This window comes from Gordonia sp. NPDC003950 (genome assembly GCF_053605205.1).
This window is the reverse complement of the sequence record NZ_JBSGIT010000011.1, coordinates 145324-164149: the sequence shown is the minus strand read 5'-3', so window position 1 is coordinate 164149 and position 18826 is coordinate 145324. Positions and strand designations below refer to the sequence as shown.

The window sequence follows — 18826 nt, the reverse complement described above, 5'->3', positions numbered from 1 at the left end:
TTCTTTTTCCTCTGTGTCCCCATCCCCCCCTACTGATTGGCCCCCGTCGGGTTCGGCGCACCGGGGGGCCCCCGATTCTGATCATCGCTATGTGGACGCCGACAGATCGGCGTAGGCACCGGCATCGATGTCCTGGATGAGTGTCGGGCCAATCGGCGTCCATCCCAGGAGCTCCTGGGTCAGCGTGCTCGACGCCGGGAGATCGGCGCCGAACATGGTCCCGATGAATCCGGCCCGCTCGGTCATCTCCTCGGCCGTCACCGATTCGGTCGGAACTCCCAGACTGCGGCCGATGGCTTCGGCAATGGTCCGAGTAGGGATGCCCTGCTCACCGACCGCTTGGCATACCGTCCCGGCCGGCGCCTTCTCCAACGCCAGCCTGATCATGCAGGCGACGTCGCTGCGGTGGACTGCGGGCCAACGGTTCTCGCCGTCACCCACATACGCCGCGACGCCGTGTTCCGCGGAGACCGCGATGAGGTGGGCGATGAAACCGTGGTCGCCGACGCCGTGCACCGTCGGGGCGAAGCGGGTCGCCACCACGCCGACACCTTGATTGACGGCGTCGAGAGTCTGCGTTTCGAGCTCGATTCGCGGATTGGCCGAGGTGTGATCGCGTTCGGTGGCCACGGTGCCGTCGCCCAGGCTCGGAATTCCGGAGGCGAACAGAAGTGGCCGACCACTGCCTTCGAGCGCCTCGATGAATGTGGAGAGGACGTTCAGCTCGACCCGCAGCGATACTGCAAATCGGGTGAAGTCGTGGATGAAGGCGAGGTGGAGGACGCCGTCGGCGTCTGCGGCCGCGGCTTCGAGGATGTCGAGATCGCCGAGGTCACCGCGCACCACCTGCGCGCCCGCCTCGGTCAGCCGTTGCGCACCGGCGTCGGAGCGGGACAACCCGACGACCTCTTGGCCGGCCGAAATCAGTTCGGGAACCACCGCGGAGCCGATCCATCCGGTCGCTCCGGTGACGAATACACGCATGCGCGTGCCTCCTTGTTCGAGAGAAGGCGTGCGATGTCAGTCGCTGACATCACTGTAGCGCCGATGTCAGGATCTGTCATCAATTAGGATGTCCGGCATGGGCCGATGGGAACCGGATGCGCGTGGTCGCATGGTGACAGCGGCCCTCGACCTCTTTGCCGAGCGGGGTTTCGATGCCACGACCGCCGGCGACATCGCCGCTCGCGCGGGGGTCACCGAACGCACCTTCTTCCGGCACTTCTCCGACAAGCGGGAAGTGCTGTTCGACGGGTCGTCGACGATGCAGGACCTCGTGATCGCGTCGGTCGACGGCGCGCCGCCCGGTGCTCAACCGATCGACGTCGTCGTGTCGGCGTTCGCTTCGACTGCCGAATTCTTCGATGGCCGTGCCGAGTTCGCCATCCGTCGATCGGCGGTCATCGCTGCAAGTGGGAGTTTGCGTGAGCGGGAACTCCGCAAGCTCGACGACCTCGCCGCCCTTGTTGCCGAGCACTTGATCGCACGAGGGATCGACGGTGCCACTGCCTCGCTGATCGCCGAGATCGGCGTCGGCATCTTCACCGTTGCTTTCGCCCAATGGGTTTCCGACGGGGCGACGCGTTCTCTCGGTGCGTATGTCACCGTGGGTCTATCCAAACTCCAAGCCCAGATGGCGCGCGCCGACGGGGATCAGTCGATCTGATCAGCCGACCAGCCAGGGATTGAACGCACACACCAGCGGACTGCTCGGATCGAAGGCGTTGAGCACGATCGACACCGCTCGCGGTGAATATGCCAGTGCGACGTGATCGGAGATGTCCTGCTCACAACCGTTCTGCAGCAGGATATTTCGGGTGTTGCGGGTGCCGCGAGGAAAGAACGTCGAATCGTAGGGGGTGGTGACTTCATCGTAGCGACTGCCGACGATCGTGTAGCGCACGTCGCCGATCGCGTACTCGCCGTCCTTGTTGAGATTCTTGAGGAAGGTCGAGCCGACGATCTGCTGCACTCCGCCGATGCCGATCAGGAGGGCCGCAGGGCCCAGCAGGTCGAGGCCGAGGTCGTTGATGGCGCGGGCGAGGTAGCCGAAGCCCAGGACCGTGGTGCCGTTGTTGGTCGCGCCGAGGGTCACCAGGTTGGCGACCTTGTCCTTGCCTCCGTCGTATCGGATGTACTGGCGCGCAGAGACTCCGCCCTGAGAGTGCCCGACCATGTTGACCTTGGCGGCGCCGGTACTGGCGAGCACCTTGTCCACGAACGCGGCGATCTGAGGACCGGATTTGGTGATGTCGCCGGTGGCATTGGCGTCGGGCAGGACGGTGCCCAGGCCGCCGCCGTTCTGAACGGGGGTGATCCCGTAATTCACTGCGTAGACACAGTATCCGGCGTCCTTCAGTGCGGGAGAGAGCATCCCCAGTTGTTGTAGGAACTCTCCCAGGTCCCGTGGATGAGGACGACCGGATTCTGTCCGGGCCGGGGTGTGCATGACCAGTCGTTGGCTCCGGCCGGCGCGACGTTGGGATGGAGCAGGCCGTACGCGAAGGCGGGAAGCATGGCGTCTTGGCGGGGTCCGTTTCCGGTGGGGATGCGAGAGTAACTGTCGCCGTTGATCAGAAACCTCTCGCCGACCACCGGCGTCGGAGCTCCCGCCGCGACGATCGCGTCGGCGATGGCCTGTTGCTGGTCTGCTGCTCCTGCAGCACCGGGAGCCATGGCGACGCCGATGCCCGCCACGGCGACGGTGATCCCGGCGATCAGTCGGCGCACCCGGTGTCGATATGACCTCGTGGCGCGGACGGTGGTCATGATGAATCCTTCCCCCGAATGAGACTCCGTGTGGTGTGCGACGAAGCGGCGGCGTTGTGTGACCGGACTCACGCCTGCCAAGTGCGGACGTTACCGCATGGAAGTCGGGTCGCCGTCCGCTTTTGCGTCACTATGATGACCGTCATAGGATGTCGGGCAACCGTCAGAGAGAGGGAAGTGCCGATGACGACGCTGGCCGAGGTTCTCGCTTCGTTTGATCCGAACGCGCAGTTCGCCATCCCCGAGGGATGGACTCAGGGACGCACGGCTTACGGAGGTCTGACCGCGGCGCTGGCCGTCGCGGCGGCGCAGCAGACCGATGGGGGTGCCCTTCCTCCGCTGCGTGCAGCGCAGTTCGCGTTCACCGCTCCGGCGACCGAGAAACTGGCTGTGCAGGCACGTCGGCTGCGGGAGGGACGATCGGTGACCAGTGTCGCGGTGGAATCGCTCAGCGGGAATACCGTTGCGGCGCAATCGACCTTGATCTTCTCGGCCGGCCGGGAGAGCTCGGTGCGGCACACCATGATCACGCGGCCGGATGTTCCGGCGCCGGAGGACTGTCTGAGTCTGGACGCTCCGTCGACGCTGCAACCGTCCTTCGCCGCCAACTTCGAACGCCGGATGGCCGCCGGTGCCATCCCGGTCACCAATGCCGAAGTCCCCGAGCTGATCTGGTGGGTCCGTCACCGTGACGCCCGTGGCGTGGACCCGTCGGTGGCGTTGATCGCCCTCGGCGACAGTCTCCCGCCCGCGGCGATGACCGCCTTCTCGGACTGGGCGCCGGTCAGCACGGTGATGTGGTCGGTCGACGTGTGCGCCAACACCATTGACGACGCCACTGGATGGTTCCTGCTGCGATCATCGAGTGTCGTCGCCGAAGCCGGATACTCGTATCAGACGATGGAGGTGTGGGATGCCGGCGGTCAGTTGGTCATGACCGGTACCCAGACCGTCGCGGTGTTCGCCTGAACGGGTAGGCCACCCACCCAGGCCATCCGGTCAGTCGCAGGTCCCGCTGGGGAGCTTCGTCAGGTTCTTGTTCAACCATGCGGCGACCTTGTCGAGGACGGCGGTGCCCGCCTCGAAGGTTTCCCCGGGCGTGTAGGTGCCCATGGTGACGGCGGTCTGCCGGCCATCGGCATGGGTGATCAACCCGAGTTGGCGAACCTCGTAGCCACCTTCATCCCCGGGCCCCCAACCACCTTTCACTGCAGTCGATTTGGGTGCCGGCATCACCTCGACACCCCACTGCTGATTGCCGGCGACCTGACCCATCAGCGACACGACGTAGTCGTCGCCGGATTCGCAGGGCAGGTGTGAGGCGAAGGTGGCCGCAGACGCCAGCGGCCATACGGTGAGGCCGAAGGTTTCGTCGGGTTCGGTGATACGCACGAGTTGTGTTGTCTCGTCACCGAGATCGCGGAAGACCTTGGTCAGTGCCACGCGCGCCTGATCGGGGGTTCCGAGCGACCGGCGCAGCGTCAGGGCGCCCTCGTTGTCGGAGTTGATGATCGTCGTCCGCACGGTGGCGCGAGTGCTCGCGCTGTTCGACTTGCGCAGTGCGGCGATCGACAGCGGCACCTTGATCGTCGACCACGCGACGCGCGGGGTCTGGTCACCGAAGGAGATGACCGGTCCACCGCCGACCGGGGCAAGTGCCACACCGACATTCGACGGGATGTCGAGGCGATCGAAACTCGCCCGTAGGTTTGCGGGAGCCGATGCCGAAATCGATTGTTGGGCCGTGGTTGCCGAGGATGCCGGCGACAGGGCCGAGGATTCCGCGACCGCCGTCGGTGGGGTCGGATCCTCGGCGTCGTCCGAACACCCCGTCAGCGTCGCAACGGCGATGGACGTGACGAGCGAGGCGATGACGGCGCGGCGGAAGACCAGTGGTCGCGCGGAAAAGGGCACTCGGGTTCCCGTCAGTAGACGTAGACAACGGCCTGATTGCCGCCGCGGCACGCGATGATTCCGGCGTAGGGATCACACGACATCACGTAGTACTTGCGTTGTTGCGGTGCCCATCCGTTGACCACCCGAGACTCTCCCAGGGGACCGCCGGCGACATAGGCGTCACGCACGTTGATCGCGAACTCACATCCGGTCCACTGGGGATAGCCGGTGCCGACGCCGGTGGCGCCCGGACACGGCTGATTGTCCGGGGGTGGCGCGGCCGGAACGTAGCTTGGGGTGGTGGGAGCCACGGTCGTCGGAGCGGCCGCCGTCGGCTGGGTCGCCGCGGTGGTGTCGGTGGTGACGGCCGCCGAGGACACGTCGTCGTCGTTGCCGCCGAGTTGATCGACGACCAGCCAGCCACCGACACCGGCGAGTGCGCCGACCAGCAGGACGACCACTGCCGCCAAGATCATGTTGGTCCGCCGCGATCCGCCCGAACTCGGCGCGGGGGCCGGCGGGTAACCGGGATATCCGTAGGGAACCGGGCCGGACACGTTGGGCCCGACCGGTTGTGGTCCCGACGGGTGTGGTCCCGACGGGTGCGGCCCGGACGGATACGGACCTCCGACCTGGGGGCCGGAAACATTTGCGGTTCCCTGCGGGCCGGGATGCTGTTGCATGTATCCCGCGCCGGCGACCATCGTCCGGTCCGCGGTGGGCGTCTGCGGATTCGAGATGACGGTCGGGGAGTCCGGGGGCGGTGGCGGTGGTGGCGGGGCGATCGGGGACGGCGCGGCAAGCGTCGCCGGGGCACCGCCCGGCGACTTCGTGAGCGACGTCTGCGCGGCCGCCGCTACCGGTGGCGCCTCACCGGCCAGCGCCTTGCGCGCTGCGGCGGCCAATTCCAGGGCCGATGGGCATCGGCCGGCAGGATCGCGATGCAGACCCCACGCCACCACGGCGTCCATCTCGGGTGTCACATTCGGATTCGCCGCGCTGGGCGAGGGCGTCTCGTCGAACAGGATGCCGCGCATCACCGTCGAGATCGACTCGCCGGGGTACGGCTGACGGCCGGTGAGCATCTCGAAGAGCACCACGGTCAGCGAGTACACGTCCGAGGCGGCCGTCACCGGAGTGGCCTCGAACTGCTCGGGCGACATGTAGGCGACCGACCCGACGGCGGTGCCGGTTTTGGTGAGATGGGTGTCGTTGTCGGCGTGGGCCACGCCGAAGTCGACGAGGTAGGCGAAGTTGGCGCCGGTGACGAGGATGTTCTCGGGTTTGACGTCGCGGTGCACCAGGCCCGCGGCATGCGCGGCGTCGAGAGCCGCGGCGACCTGTTCGATGAGGCCGACCGCGTCGGCCGGCGACAGTGTTCCCCGCTCACGCAGGATCGCCCGCAGGTCGCGACCGTTCACCAGCCGCATGTCGAGAAACAGGGTCGAATCGATCTCGCCGAAGTCGTGAATGGGGATGACGTGCGGTTCGTCGAGGCGCGCCAGGGTCTGGCATTCACGCCGGAATCGTTCCTGGAACGACGGATCCTGCGCGTACTGCATCGTCAGCAGTTTCAAGGCGACGTCGCGTTGCCTGGTGGTGTCGTAGGCGCGGTAGACCTCACCCATCCCACCCCGGCCCAGCAGGGAATCGAGCCGGTAGGGACCAAAGGTCTCACCCACTCGATCGTTCGTGCTCTCGGACATCGCTCACCCTCCTGTGCGGCACATGACATCGTAGGTCGAACCATGGTGGCGAGCTCACTCGAACCCGCGAGATTCATCGGATCGGTCGACCGGACTCGCAGGGCGGAGAGGTTCAGCGCCCCAGGAAACCGCCGAGCATGCCGCCGACGCCGGCGTCGTTGCCGCTGCCGTTGCCGCCGATCATCCCGCCCGGCGGCAATTCCGACGGTTGCACCACCACGAAGCCCTGGCCTGCGAACGCGAGAGTGAATCGCTCACCGGTGCTGCGGCCCATGAGGGTACCGAGGTTGAACGAATCGTTGGTCTTGATCGAGGTGCGCAGGCTCGACGACCACGCCACCGCGGCATTCGGGTCGGCGTAGGTCGCGGCGTCGACGTTGAGTACCACCGGGGTGCCGTCGGTGGTGATGGCGATGCGACCGCGACCGGTGAACACGCAGTTGTACATGCCTGCGTTGCCCAACGCGCCCGCCCCCTGAACCCGGGCGATGTCGTAACGCAGTGTGGACTCGAAGGCGAGGACGTTGGACCCGTTGATGGTCAGGCCATCGCTGCCGTCGAGGTCGATGAGATGGATGTCGGAGGCGGCGTTGGCCAGGAACAGATCGCCGCGGCCGGTGACCTTCATCAGCGGGACGCCTTCGCCGGTGAACGCCTGACGCATCATCCGACCGAAGCCGCCGGAGCCGAGGGCCTCGAACTTCAGGTCGCCCTGGTAGGCGACCATCGACCCCGCGCGGGCCATCACCTCGCCGGCCAGGCCGATCCGGCACATTTTGGAACCCTGCTTCTGGATTCCCTGCCCGGAAACCTCGGCGTGGTTGGGGGCGAACAGATCGCTGTGCATGGCGGCTCCCTGCGGTTGCGGCTGGGGTCGGGGTGATTGCGGAGGTGCTGGGGCGGTGGCCGGCGCGGATGGCGGGTTCGGCTGGGTCGGCGGCCACGGTTGCGGGTCCCGGACGCGTGGTGGCTGCGCCGCCGGGGCCGGGTCATCGTCGACGGAGATCCCGAAAGCCGTTGCCAATCCGGCCAATCCGGCGTCGTAACCCTGCCCGACGGCGCGCACCTTCCACTGTTCGCCGCGGCGGTAGATCTCCAGGCAGACCACCGCGGCCTCACTCGTCAGGGCGTCGGGTCGAAAGGCCAACTCCTCACCGGCGCCGATGGGGGTCACGGTGGCGTCGAGGCGTCCGGCCGTCGCGAAGCTCGCCGGACCGGTGCCGTCGAGGCTGGCGGCGATCGCGACGGTTTCGATGTCGGCGGGGATGCGCGCGGTGTCGACGGTGATGACGTCCACGCCGCGCTCGGCCCGGTAGGTGACGCCGGCACCGGACGGCTGGTTGTAGAAGATGAGATCGGCGTCGGTGCGCACGCGCCCCGCAGAGGTCAGCAGCACCGCGGAGGTGTTGACCGGCGACGCAGACCGCACCGACACCGTCACCGACGGCGTGGGCAGGGCAGTGTTCTCACCGGGGGAGAGCTGTCTCATGTCGACATCACGCCGTCCATTGTGCCCGGACACCGTCATGTTCGGGGTCGGCGACGTTGTGCTGCGCGTCGTTCCATCCGGTTGCGGCCATCGTGGGTGGAGACGGTGCGTGGGCCGACGACGCGACCGGTGGTGGTCGGCGGGATCCCGACGATCGTCTGGCATTGCTGCGAGAGCGAGTATCCGACCTCCCAGGGGTAGGTACCGAGATCATCAGGCCAGACCACCTGCAGGGCAGGAGTATTGGGGAAGAGCTCGTTGCTCATGCACAGGTCGGACTTGTCGATGATCTCGATGAGCATCACCGGTACGTCGAGGGACTTGAGTGGGATTGGTGCCCTCGCCGCCACGATCTTCGCCCAGTCGTAGGTGTGCAGAAGGTTGCCGAGTTCGTTGAGGACGCGGCCGGCGGTGCCCATGTCGAGTCCATAGACGGCCAGTTCCGGGATGTCGTGCATGACGAGTCCGGAGGTGTACGCGAACGGGCAGTCCGGCTGGTCGGAGCCGTCGCATCCCTCGACCATGCAGTGCTCGCCGACGGCGGTCACCGCCCAGCCGTGGATGCGGATCCGTTCGATGACCGACCGCACGATCGGGTTCGGATGCCAGCGGGGAAGTCCGGGGACGGCGTGGATACGATCGGCCATGTCACACTCCTGATGTTCGACGGGTGAGGTCAGTAGAGCAGGAGGGTCTGACATTCTCCTCGGCGTCGATGTCCACCGGGTGAGTGAACCCTCGGATACGCGCGCCGCCCGGGATGCGCGGTGATCGGGTTTGACTAAGCTCGCCAGAGAAGATCATCACCTCGTGCGTGGTGGCGATATGTTGGAACTCGAGGGTGATGTTCGCGTTTTCGGAGTATGACGCCGCCGACCTGCGTGATGACACCTGGGTGGACCTGTTCCCGTGGCTGGATGGGTACGAATCCGCGGACGCGGTGTGCCTCGAGGAACTCGTCCCCGACGTTTCGGACTGGTGGATCGCCGACTCGCCACGTGACACCGCCACTGACGTATCGCTCGAGGAACTCGTCGCCGGCCTGGCGCGTCTGGCCGTCCGCCGACATCGAAACATCACCTTCGGTGAGCTCGCACCGCGCCTCGATCCGACCATCCCCGTCGCCGGTCTGCGCCTGGATCCGCGGGCCGAGACCGTCGTGCGACGCCTGGCGGACCGTGCGTCGGTCCCGACACTGATGGCGGTGAGTGTGGAGTCGTTGTTCACGTTGAAAGGGACGAGCCCCGACACCGTGCAGGAGGTCGCCGCAGGCGTTCTCGGCGCATCCATCCTGCTGTCACCCGAGGCCGGGGTACTGCCCGACGAGGATGCCGACAGTCCGGTGGCCGTGCAACTCGTCGAGGACCTCCGTTTGCTGGCGCGGTGGCGTGGTCTACGGGGCGGCCTTGGTCTACCTCTCATCGCCGTCGACATCGAGGACGACGCACCCGAGCAGGTGCAGGACGTCGCGACCCGGATCGCGGCGATCACGGGCAAAGACTTCACCGGGACGGTGGAGTCGAATCCGGTCGACGAACTCGAGAATCTGATCGAACAGCTCGATGAACGGGAGACGCTGGCACTCACCGAGTTCGTGATGGCTGCCGAACCGATCAGCATGGGGCAGCTCAGCGTGCGGTTGCACGTGAGCAAGCCACGCGCCGGTGGGATCGTCGCCAAACTCAAGCAGGATCTCGCTGCCGCGTGTGAGTTCGAGACCACCGCGGGCGGATTGCTCGCGAGTATCCGCGCCGAGATCCGGCCGGTGACCTCGCTGGACCGACTACTCGACATGGCGCCGGTGCTGCGGACCGAGGTGCCGTCGCTGGGTGTGCCGTTGTGGTTGGCCCTCGATCGTCTCGACGACGGATTCGAGGTCATCGGGACCTGGGCGGTGGCTCCGGACCTGCGCTCGGCCAAGGGTCGCACGATCGTCATGCTCGAGCAGTTTGAATCCGATAACGCCGTCGCGCCCATCGAGGTAGCGGCCACGACGCTTCGACTGTCGACGGACGAGGTCCGAGAGTGGTTGCAGTACTGTGAGATTCCGGTTGTCGGCGACAGTGTGCTGTTGTCCACCCGCCGGCTTGTCGACCATGCTGCCGGGATACTGGAGGTACTCGGGCCCACCGACATCGGCCACCTGGTCGATGTGCTGAACACCGATCGCTCCGATCAGTACGTCGAGCGGCACCTCGGCGATGACGAGCGATTCACTTACGTAAGCGGAAAGTGGTGTCTGGCAACTTCTCTCGGGGTGGAGTCGAGATCGGAACAACCGGCCGAACATTCCGCCGGTGCCGAACATCGGTCCACAGAGGGGGATTCGGACGCGCCTGCCGTTGTTGTCCGGCCCACGCGGCGGCTGTATCGGATCGGTGATACCTGGTGCTTCCGTCTGCGCGTTACCGCTGAGCATCTCCGTGGTTCCGGATTCACGGTACCGGTCGGTGTGGCGCAGTCGGTCGGGTGCGCGCAGGGCGCGGTGCGTGAGCTGACCAGTCGGCTCGGCACGCAGACGGTGCGCTGGACCGGAACCAATCCGACATGCGGGACCATCCGCCGATTCCTGAATGAACTGTCTTCGCAGTCTGGGGATCTGGTATTCCTCGTCTCCTCGGCAGACGGGGGATTCGACGTCGTGCCCAGTGTCGAGACCGACCCCTCCGACCCGATTCGCGGGGCGCTCGCACTGATCGGCGTGGCCGATCCGCAGAGCATCTCCGACGCCGACGCCGCGCCACTGCTCGCGGCGGCGATCGGACTCGATCCCGATACCAAACCGCGCCGCATCCTCAGTCGATATCAGTCCCGCGACGATACGGTCGCCACGCTGTTGGAGCAGGCGTGGACGGTGGCCGCACGATGACGACCGAACCCGTCGAGTTCACCGCCACAGAGCGAGCATTGGGCCTGCATCACACCGTCGCGACCGCTGTCGCCGATCTGATCGATAACAGCGTCGACGCCGGGGCCCGATACGTGTTGGTCCGGTTCTTGCAGTCCGGCCAACGGATCATGGGTCTGCGGATCGTCGACGACGGCCGGGGAATGGATGGCCACACCATTGACGCGGCGATGCGTTACGGGGTGAGCCGTACCTACGGTGACGGCGAGCAGGGGCACTTCGGTGTCGGACTCAAGGCCGCGTCGCTCAGTCAGGCCGATACCATGACGGTGTATTCGGTTGCAGCCGAATCCGATCCGGTCGCGCGCAGGCTGTCCGTCGACGATCGTCATGATGCACCGCGACTCACGGTGCTACCCGATGCGGATGCTGCGACGGTTCTTGCCACGACACGGCCTCGATTCCCGCTCGAGACGGGCACCGTCGTCGAATGGCGTGGTATCCGCACCTTCCCCAACACTGCGACCGCGGATGAGCAGGGAGCCTGGCTCGAGACCACGATCGGTGACCTGCAGGACCGGCTGGGACTGGTGTTCCACCGACTGATCGGGAGGGGCCTGACCGTCACGATCGACGTTCTCGACGAGGGTGTCGGCCGGGCCGGCGCGCCCCGCTCCGTGCGAGCGATCGACCCGTTGGGCTACCGGGTGAGCGGACGACCCGGCTACCCGCGGCCGCTGGCGGTCCTCGACGACACCGTGACAGCGCATATCTGGCCCGCACGCAGCTCGGCACCCGAGTACCGACTCGGCGGTCTCCCCGGTCGTGACTCGCAGGGACTGTTCGTCTATCGCCACGACCGACTGCTCCAGGCCGGCGGCTGGCTGGGGGTGCTCCGACCTCGTCCGGACTGGGCTCTGGCGCGGGTGGTGATCGACCTCGATGAGGTTGTGGCCCAGCACATCACCATCAATCCGGAGAAATCCGGCGTGACTCTCGATGCGACACTGTCATCGGCGCTCCGCGACGCGCTGAGCGACGGCTACCTCGACGATGCAGCCACGACGGCTGTCGCGGCACGGCGGGTGCAGCGCCGCCCGATCAGCGTCGTCGAACCGGGGATCGGCCTGCCGGACGAGGTGGCCGACGAGTTCGCCGACAGCTTCTCGTTCGTGGAGACCGCGGAGCCGGTCGGAATCGGCTGGCGGGTGCTGGCGGCCGATCGGTTCTTCGAGGTCGATCTGGAATCGCGCACCCTGTGGCTGAACGCGCGATTCCGCCGGAAACTCGGCGGGCGGCGACGCTCCGCCGACGATGTTCCTGTTCTGCGGACCCTGGTGTATCTCCTTGCGCAGGACATGTTCGACGCCGTTCGGCACAGTGCCCGGCAGGTGGAACAGATGGACGCCTGGCAGCATGTCCTGATCGCGGCACTCGCCGCCGACGAAGGGAGTCAGCAGTGATCGACGTGGTGATCGACGCGCTGGTCCGCGAGTTCACGACCGACCTCGCACCCACCCGATTCCTCGGTGCGGTGGCCGGCCGTGTGATGGATGCCGGCCACGACCCGGCCGCCGTCACCATGGATCAGGCAATCAACGTCATCGTCTCCGACGAAGCCACCGCGGTGCAGTCGGCGGTGCGATTGGCGCTGACCCGCTGGGATGCGGAGGAGGCCGCGGCGTGGATCGACGGCACCGCAGCCCACACCCCGGAACGGCGGACCCTGATCTTCACGCTCCTCGGAATTCCCGCCGAGGCCTTCGATCCCTTGACCGAGATCTTCCCGATTGCGGGCGGGCCAACGGTGATCGTTGCTCCGCAACCCTGGGAACCCTGGTACGTTCCGGAACGTCGTGCGGCACAAGACTTCTACTGGTCGGCCTATCGTCGGCTCCTCGTCGAGAAGGGATGGGAGTCGGATACCGTCGAGGGCTTGGGTGTGGCGACCAATGCCGTCGTGCAGCGCCTGGCCGACCCGACCCGCGACGAGCCGTATCAGTCCAAGGGACTGGTCGTGGGGTACGTGCAGAGCGGCAAGACCGCCAACTTCACCGGTGTGATCGCGAAGGCCATCGACGCCGGCTATCGGCTGATCATCGTGTTGACCGGCACGATCGAATTGCTGCGCAGCCAGACTCAGCGTCGGCTGGACATGGAACTCATCGGTATGCAGAACATCGACGAGGTGGAGTACGCCAACGATGAGGACTGGCATGCAGGCAAGTTCCTCAATCATGTACTGGACCCGAATCACTCCAACGCGGCACCGGCGGTTCGACGACTGACCGGTCGTGTCGATGACTACAAGGCTCTTGCGAAGGGGATCGGCACCCTGCACTACGAGTTCGTCGACCATGCGAAGCCGCTGTACGACCCGATCAACCTCTACCAGAGCAACGTTCGGGTTGCCGTGGTCAAGAAGAATTCGGCCGTGTTGAAGAAACTCGTGGCCGATGTCGGACGGATCCCCACGCCGCTCGATCAGATCCCGACCCTGATCATCGACGACGAGGCCGATCAGGCGTCGGTGAACACCCAGAACCCCAAGACCTTCGCCGCCGGACGGATTGAGCGGACCGCGATCAACGAACAGATTTCGTTGCTCCTGGGGCGGCTCGGACGCAGTCAGTATGTCGGCTACACCGCAACGCCGTTCGCGAATGTCTTTGTCGATCCGGATGATTCGGTGAACATCTTTCCGAACGACTTCATCGTCAGCCTCGACCGTCCCAATCAGTACATGGGAGGTGCCGACTTCCACGACGGCGCTGTTGATCTCGACGACGATCTGAGTGAGACGGTCGAGAAGACCCCGGCCACGTCCAATGAGAAGGCGTTTGTCCGGGATCTGCGCGCCCAGTGCGACGAGGACCGTGACGCCGAACGGCTGTGGGCACTGGACTCCTACGTCTTGTCCGGTGCCATCAAACTGTTCCGCCGGGATCGCGGCGTCGCCGGGAACTTCCGGCATCACACGATGCTCGTGCATGAATCGGTCAAGCAGCAAGAACACGAGTCGCTGGCCGCAGACTTCGAAAGCCTCTGGAAGAACGCCGGATACAGCCAACCGCACGGATTGGCGCGCCTGGAGAAATTGTGGGAGAGCGACTTCCGGGTCGTCTCGGCCGATCGGGCCGAGCCGCAGACACCGGCCCCGGCGACCTTCGAGGAGCTCGAGGCGTTCATCGGGGAGGCGTGCGACCGGATCGGGGCCGGTGTCAGTCCGGTGATCATCGTCAACGGGGCGGCGGACAAGGATTACATGCAGGAACCGCTGGACTTCCAGGAGCGGGCCGTCTGGAAGATCCTCGTCGGCGGTACCAAGCTGAGTCGTGGTTTCACCGTCGAAGGGCTGACCACCACGTACTACACCCGCCGAACCGCGCAGGCGGACACGCTGATGCAGATGGGACGGTGGTTCGGTTTCCGGCCCGGGTATCGAGATCTGGTGCGGCTGTTCATCGGTCGGGAGGTGCCCGGTCCCGGTGGGACGGTCGTCGACATGTATGCGGCGTTCGAGGCCATCGTCGGCGACGAGGAGGAGTTCCGCGATGAACTGCGGCGATTCAAGGGACTCAACGAGGCCGGCGAGCCGATGGTCACCCCCCGCGACGTGCCGCCGATGGTGTTCCAGCGTCTCCCGTGGCTCAAACCGACTGCCACCAACAAGATGTACAACGCGGAGTTGAGCTATCGCAGCGTCGGTGGCCAGAGTTTCAGTTTCACGATGCAGGCCCCGCGCGGTGACGGAGCGAACAATGCCAACCATTTTCGCGCGGTCCGTCCGCTGCTCGACGCGCTCGACCAGACCGGTTCGTTCTCGTTCATCGACAAGGACCAGACGCCGCGAGTCTTCGATGCGCGGTACGGAATCGTCGACGCCGAGAATGTTCTCGACGTCATCAGTCGGTTCGTGTGGGATGTCAACTGGGACTTCGAACCCCACCGCAGGGCCTTCGAGTCGGCGATCGAGCGCGGGGCGTTCGAGGATCTCGCGATCCTGTTGCCGATACCGAAAACCAAGAAGCCGGTGCTGATCGGCGACTTTCCGACCGAACTACCCCTGGTGAACCGCAAACGTGAAGAGGCCGAATATCGCACCGGATTCACCGGTACCGCGGTGCGTGAGCGGGATGCCATCGAGCACATCGCCGGCAATCCCAACAAGGACGTCGGCGGACCGCTCGCCGCGCAGCTCCGGAAACCGACCCGCGGAGCAATGATCCTGCTGTTCGCCAGCGATCCGCCGAAGGGGAGTCGACATTTCAGGGCGCACAAGCGAGGTCGGGCCGATCCGCGGGATGTGGCGACCCTGTTTTCCTATGCACTCCCGTATCTGGCCGATCCGGCTCCCAAGGTCGGGTTCACGGTCCGCAAGGTCGGGGCCGGAGCGATAGTCGATGCGTGATCGTAAGAAGTGCGTGATCGTAAGAAAGGTGAGAGTTTTCCATGGCTAAGGTGATCGCGACGATCAGCTTGAAGGGCGGGGTCGGCAAGACCACCGTCACCGGCGGGTTGGCGGAGTTCATGTCGGCGGAGTTCGGGCAGCGGGTGCTGCTCATCGACCTCGACTCGCAGATCAACCTCACCACCGTGATGATCAGCGAGGAACGCTGGTTCGAACTCAACACCAACGGACGGACCCTCGCCTCGCTGTTCTCCGACGCCGTCCACGGCACCCAGTACTTCCGGCTCGACGAGGCGATCGAACGCGGTGTGTCACCGGTGAAGAAGGTGACGACGGTGGATCTGCTCGCCTCCTCGCTCGATCTCATCGAGATGCAGGAGGAGTTGAGCGCGCTGCGGGTACGGGGTGACGCCTCGGGTGACGGCACCGGCTTTCTGCGGAAGGCGATTGCCCCGGTGATCGACTTCTATGACTACGTCCTGATCGACTGCCCACCGAACATCGGTCCGGTAACCCTCAACGGGCTGGCCGCGGCGGACGCCTACATCATCCCGACGATCCCGGATCATCTGTCCACCTACGGTATTCCGCAGATTCAGAACCGTGTCCGCAGGTTCGGTGACGAGATCGGCAGGGAGATCTTCGAATTGGGTGTGGTGATCACCAAGTACAAGGCCAACTCCGCCGTGCACCGTTCGACAACCAAACGTCTCCGCCGTGATCCGTCCATCCAGAACGTGTTGCCGAGCTACATCAACGAGTCGAATTCCATTGCCGCAGCCGCGGAGTTCACCTCGTACGGGACTCTCAAGGTCAAGTACGGAAACCAGGGCCAGTTCGACCAATTCCGCAGTCTGACGACCGACGTCATGACCGAGGCGCAGGAGAAACTATGAGTAACGACGACGCCCGACGTCGGATCGAGTATCAGGCCGTCGGTGGTGCGCTCGCACAGCTCGACACCAAGAATCCGCAAGCGGCGCAACTGATCGCCGGTCTCACCCGGGTCATCATCGACGAGGCCGACAAGTCGAGTCGTTTTGCCGCGGCGCTCGTCGGGGTCATCGACTCGCTGCGTTCTGACGGAGCTGCGCCCACTCCCGTTGCGGCACCCGCGCCGCGCAAGCGCGCGCCCGCGAAGAAGCAGGTTCGTCGGCCAGCGGTCCTCGATCCTTTTGTCGTCTACCGTGAGTCGGGTGCGGCTGGGCTGGCCGAGAAGCTCGGTGCACTCGATCTCGAACAACTCCGCGACATCATCGCCGAGGAGGAGCTCGACACTCGTAAAGAGATGAGCCGTAAACGCAGCACGGCCGTCATCAGTGCGTGGATTGTCGAACGGGTTGAGGCGTCGGAGAACAAGGGGAGCGTGTTTCGGTAGGACGTTGCAAAGCGAATACGTCCGTAGCCGTAACGGTGAGGACGGATTCGTCTGTCTCGACCCTGTCACGCGCGGCCAGTAGATAGCTGACGGGACCGTCGCCGGCGAGCTCGGCCGCCTTGCGCTGAAGCCCTCGCAAGATACGCGGATCATCGATGACACTGCGCCACTTGACCTCTCCGCACACCGGACACTCTGCGACCGCGGCGTGACAGCGCGGCGATGTCGATTTCGACGGAGGAGGTCTTGTTCCACCAACGTCCGACGGCGATGATGTCCGGACCGATGACGCCGTCGGCGGCAAGTCGCCGCACGTGGCGGGCCACCATATCCTCCCAACGAGCCCCCCATGAAATCGTTGAGGGACTCGACGAGAACCGGCAGAATCGAGTCACCGAGCCCTCGTTCGATCTCGGTTCGGTAGTGCGCGACCACCCGGAGTTCGCCGCGCTCGGCCTGACCGGTCGCCGTGTACATCACCACCGGCAGGTCTTGACCGAACTCGCTGATCAACAGGGTCGTGCCCACGCGCCGCGGGTGAGTTGGCTCAAGATGATGTGGCCGACCACGACGTCGACTACCCGCGCCCCAACGCCTTCGGCAGTTCGCCGACGAGTCCGTCGACCTCGGCATAGGACACCGGTGAGCCGGCCAGCAGGCCGGGTATCAGTGCCTCCAGGTGGGAGACCCAGACGTTGGCGCCGTCGAGCACCGGCCCGGTGAACCTGCGATCCGCGCCGGACAGCGCCACCAACTGCGCACCCATCTGCGCCACCGAGAGTTCGAGTCGGACGCGGCTGTCGATGAAACCGGCGTCCCCCGTGGAGACCGCATACAGCGGGCCCATCGCGTGCTGCATGCGCCGGTAGAGGCGTACCTCCGGATCATGGCCGAGCGCCCAACCAGGTGGTGCACTCGGCTGATGTCCGGGATAGAGGACCGCCGAACTCTCCGATTGCTGCCGCCCGGATCTGATGAGCACGACGACGACAATCACCAGTGCCACAACGAGCGCGATGCCGACCACCACGGCAGCGCCGAGAACGAGGATCATCATGACAGATACCGGTACAGCACAAAGATTCCGACGATGACGATGATCGCAGCGGTGATCGCGGAGACGATCTTGACCACGCTGTAGGGCCGGTCGCCTTGGACCTCACCGGTCACACCGTTGATGTAGACCTGGAAGGGCTTGCCGCCGTAGATCACGGTGAGCAGCCAGATCGGCACCAGCAGGTAGCGGAAACGCAGGGGATTGAAGTCGGTGTGCGAGGAGTGAATTCGCTGTTTGTCGCCACCGATGTCGCTGCGCACCGACGACTCGATCGCCGGGTCGATCTCCTCGGCGCGGGCACGGCCGAAGGTCTCGTCGGGCCCGTGGTCATAGCTGCGCGCGAGATGCCCGGCGAGGAACTGCCCGGTGAACGGCTGGGCCTGCTCGACCGGCCACGGTTTGAGCGCCTCGACCCGATGCGGATCGATGCCGTCGTTGGCCAGGGCCGGCACCTCGGTGAACTGGTCGGTGACGAGTCCGCTCACCGAACGCCAGCGGGTGCGGGTCTCGGTGCGCCGGTCCTTGCCGGAACCCACGGTCACCGTGTAGTCGTCGCCGCGTTCACCCTGATACGACGTGTGTGCCGTGGTGGTGTAACTGAAATACGAGAAGTACACGCTCTGCAGTGATCCCAGCTGTCGGTACTTCTTGAACTCCGACGGGGCGAACCATCGTGAATGTATCCACTGTTCAATGGATTTCGTTGCGGCATCGTCGTCGACCCGGAACGGGATCACCCCGTCGACCGGCAGGACCTCGGGCGCGGCGTGCACGTCGCCGCGCTGGATCGGCGAGGCGCAGTACGGGCAGCGGGTGGCGGTCAGCGTTCCGGTGAAAATGACTGCGCCGCCGCAGTTCTGGCAGGTGACCTGATGCTCGATGGCGGCCGCCGGGTCACTTGGCGACAGCAGTCCGGGTGTGCTGAGTTGGCCGACGCGCTGATCGCGCAGGTCGTGCTGCCCGACGTGTTGGGTGGGATCGAGTTGAATCGCGCGGGTGGATCCGCAACTCGGACAGGACAACAAGCCCGACGCGGGGTCGAATTCCAGGTCATCACCACAGTTGACGCACGGGAAGGTGCGGGTGTTCTCCGTGACGTGCAACGTCCCGGGCGGCGAGGGCTGAGCAACCGGTGGCTGCGGAACCGGGGGCGGTGGTGGCGGGGCCGGGTGCGGCACGGTTGGTGGCGGCGCGGACGCATGGGGCAGCAATGGCGGTGGTGTCGGCGGCCGGTACTGCCCGGGTCCGGGTGGCTGGGGTGCGTTCATCTGC

At 65.6% G+C, this 18826-nt stretch carries 17 protein-coding genes; 7 read left to right on the top strand and 10 right to left on the bottom strand.

The genetic code is table 11. From position 1 onward, the window contains the following. Positions 1–87 precede the first annotated feature (87 nt). The gene (locus tag ACWETB_RS12270; RefSeq protein WP_452211357.1) at positions 88–984 is read right to left on the bottom strand and encodes an SDR family oxidoreductase; all 897 of its coding nucleotides are present in this window, start codon (positions 982–984) and stop codon (positions 88–90) included. Between the two features lie 97 nt (positions 985–1081). On the opposite strand from ACWETB_RS12270, the gene ACWETB_RS12265 reads away from it, so the two are divergent. Continuing rightward, a complete protein-coding gene (locus ACWETB_RS12265) occupies positions 1082–1666 on the top strand; it encodes a TetR family transcriptional regulator (protein ID WP_452211355.1) in 585 nt (194 codons plus the stop codon). Here ACWETB_RS12265 and ACWETB_RS12260 read toward each other — a convergent pair whose 3' ends face one another. Further along, positions 1667–2374: an esterase/lipase family protein gene (locus tag ACWETB_RS12260; RefSeq protein WP_452211353.1), complete on the bottom strand. Its 708-nt coding sequence runs from the start codon at positions 2372–2374 to the stop codon at positions 1667–1669. After that, positions 2356–2769, bottom strand: a complete 414-nt coding sequence (locus tag ACWETB_RS12255) for a hypothetical protein (protein WP_452211351.1) — start codon at positions 2767–2769, stop codon at positions 2356–2358. The genes ACWETB_RS12260 and ACWETB_RS12255 overlap by 19 nt, the downstream gene beginning before the upstream one ends. Positions 2770–2952: 183 nt before the next feature. Between ACWETB_RS12255 and ACWETB_RS12250 the strand changes: the two genes are divergently transcribed. Further along, positions 2953–3738, top strand: coding sequence for a thioesterase family protein (locus ACWETB_RS12250; protein WP_452211349.1), 786 nt, complete (start codon positions 2953–2955; stop codon positions 3736–3738). Between the two features lie 30 nt (positions 3739–3768). On the opposite strand, the gene ACWETB_RS12245 is transcribed toward ACWETB_RS12250, so the two are convergent. From ACWETB_RS12245 to ACWETB_RS12230, 4 genes are all read right to left on the bottom strand, one after another. Then, positions 3769–4683 carry a hypothetical protein gene (locus ACWETB_RS12245; RefSeq protein ID WP_452211347.1) on the bottom strand — a complete coding sequence of 305 codons (915 nt, stop codon included), beginning with the start codon at positions 4681–4683 and terminating at the stop codon, positions 3769–3771. Between the two features lie 11 nt (positions 4684–4694). Then, a complete protein-coding gene (locus ACWETB_RS12240) occupies positions 4695–6371 on the bottom strand; it encodes a serine/threonine-protein kinase (RefSeq protein ID WP_452211345.1) in 1677 nt (558 codons plus the stop codon). A 112-nt stretch (positions 6372–6483) separates the two neighbouring features. Then, positions 6484–7860 carry an AIM24 family protein gene (locus ACWETB_RS12235; RefSeq protein WP_452211343.1) on the bottom strand — a complete coding sequence of 459 codons (1377 nt, stop codon included), beginning with the start codon at positions 7858–7860 and terminating at the stop codon, positions 6484–6486. Between the two features lie 35 nt (positions 7861–7895). Continuing rightward, positions 7896–8507 (bottom strand): DUF4262 domain-containing protein, encoded by a 612-nt coding sequence (locus ACWETB_RS12230; protein ID WP_452211341.1) that lies wholly within the window; start codon positions 8505–8507, stop codon positions 7896–7898. Between the two features lie 197 nt (positions 8508–8704). Here ACWETB_RS12230 and ACWETB_RS12225 point away from each other — a divergent pair, with 197 nt between their 5' ends. From ACWETB_RS12225 to ACWETB_RS12205, 5 genes are read left to right on the top strand one after another with little or no spacing between them, the layout of a single operon-like run. Beyond that, on the top strand, positions 8705–10729 hold the full coding sequence (locus ACWETB_RS12225) for a hypothetical protein (RefSeq protein WP_452211339.1): 2025 nt from the start codon (positions 8705–8707) through the stop codon (positions 10727–10729). Next, positions 10726–12171, top strand: a complete 1446-nt coding sequence (locus ACWETB_RS12220; RefSeq protein ID WP_452211337.1) for an ATP-binding protein — start codon at positions 10726–10728, stop codon at positions 12169–12171. Before ACWETB_RS12225 ends, ACWETB_RS12220 begins: the two co-directional genes overlap by 4 nt. Then, entirely contained in the window at positions 12168–15119 is a 2952-nt protein-coding gene (locus ACWETB_RS12215) for a Z1 domain-containing protein (protein ID WP_452211335.1), read from the top strand. The genes ACWETB_RS12220 and ACWETB_RS12215 overlap by 4 nt, the downstream gene beginning before the upstream one ends. A 41-nt stretch (positions 15120–15160) precedes the next feature. Continuing rightward, the gene (locus tag ACWETB_RS12210; RefSeq protein ID WP_449744166.1) at positions 15161–16015 is read left to right on the top strand and encodes a ParA family protein; all 855 of its coding nucleotides are present in this window, start codon (positions 15161–15163) and stop codon (positions 16013–16015) included. Beyond that, entirely contained in the window at positions 16012–16497 is a 486-nt protein-coding gene (locus ACWETB_RS12205) for a hypothetical protein (protein WP_449744167.1), read from the top strand. The genes ACWETB_RS12210 and ACWETB_RS12205 overlap by 4 nt, the downstream gene beginning before the upstream one ends. A 149-nt stretch (positions 16498–16646) precedes the next feature. Here ACWETB_RS12205 and ACWETB_RS12200 read toward each other — a convergent pair whose 3' ends face one another. The 3 genes from ACWETB_RS12200 to ACWETB_RS12190 all read right to left on the bottom strand — a co-directional run bounded on the left by ACWETB_RS12200 (position 16647) and on the right by ACWETB_RS12190 (position 18822). Next, complete coding sequence (locus ACWETB_RS12200) at positions 16647–16892, bottom strand: DUF234 domain-containing protein (protein WP_452211332.1); 246 nt, start codon at positions 16890–16892, stop codon at positions 16647–16649. Positions 16893–17074: 182 nt separating this feature from the next. Continuing rightward, complete coding sequence (locus ACWETB_RS12195; protein ID WP_348809190.1) at positions 17075–17554, bottom strand: hypothetical protein; 480 nt, start codon at positions 17552–17554, stop codon at positions 17075–17077. Continuing rightward, entirely contained in the window at positions 17551–18822 is a 1272-nt protein-coding gene (locus ACWETB_RS12190; protein WP_449744169.1) for a hypothetical protein, read from the bottom strand. Before ACWETB_RS12190 ends, ACWETB_RS12195 begins: the two co-directional genes overlap by 4 nt. Between the last annotated feature and the right edge of the window lie 4 nt (positions 18823–18826).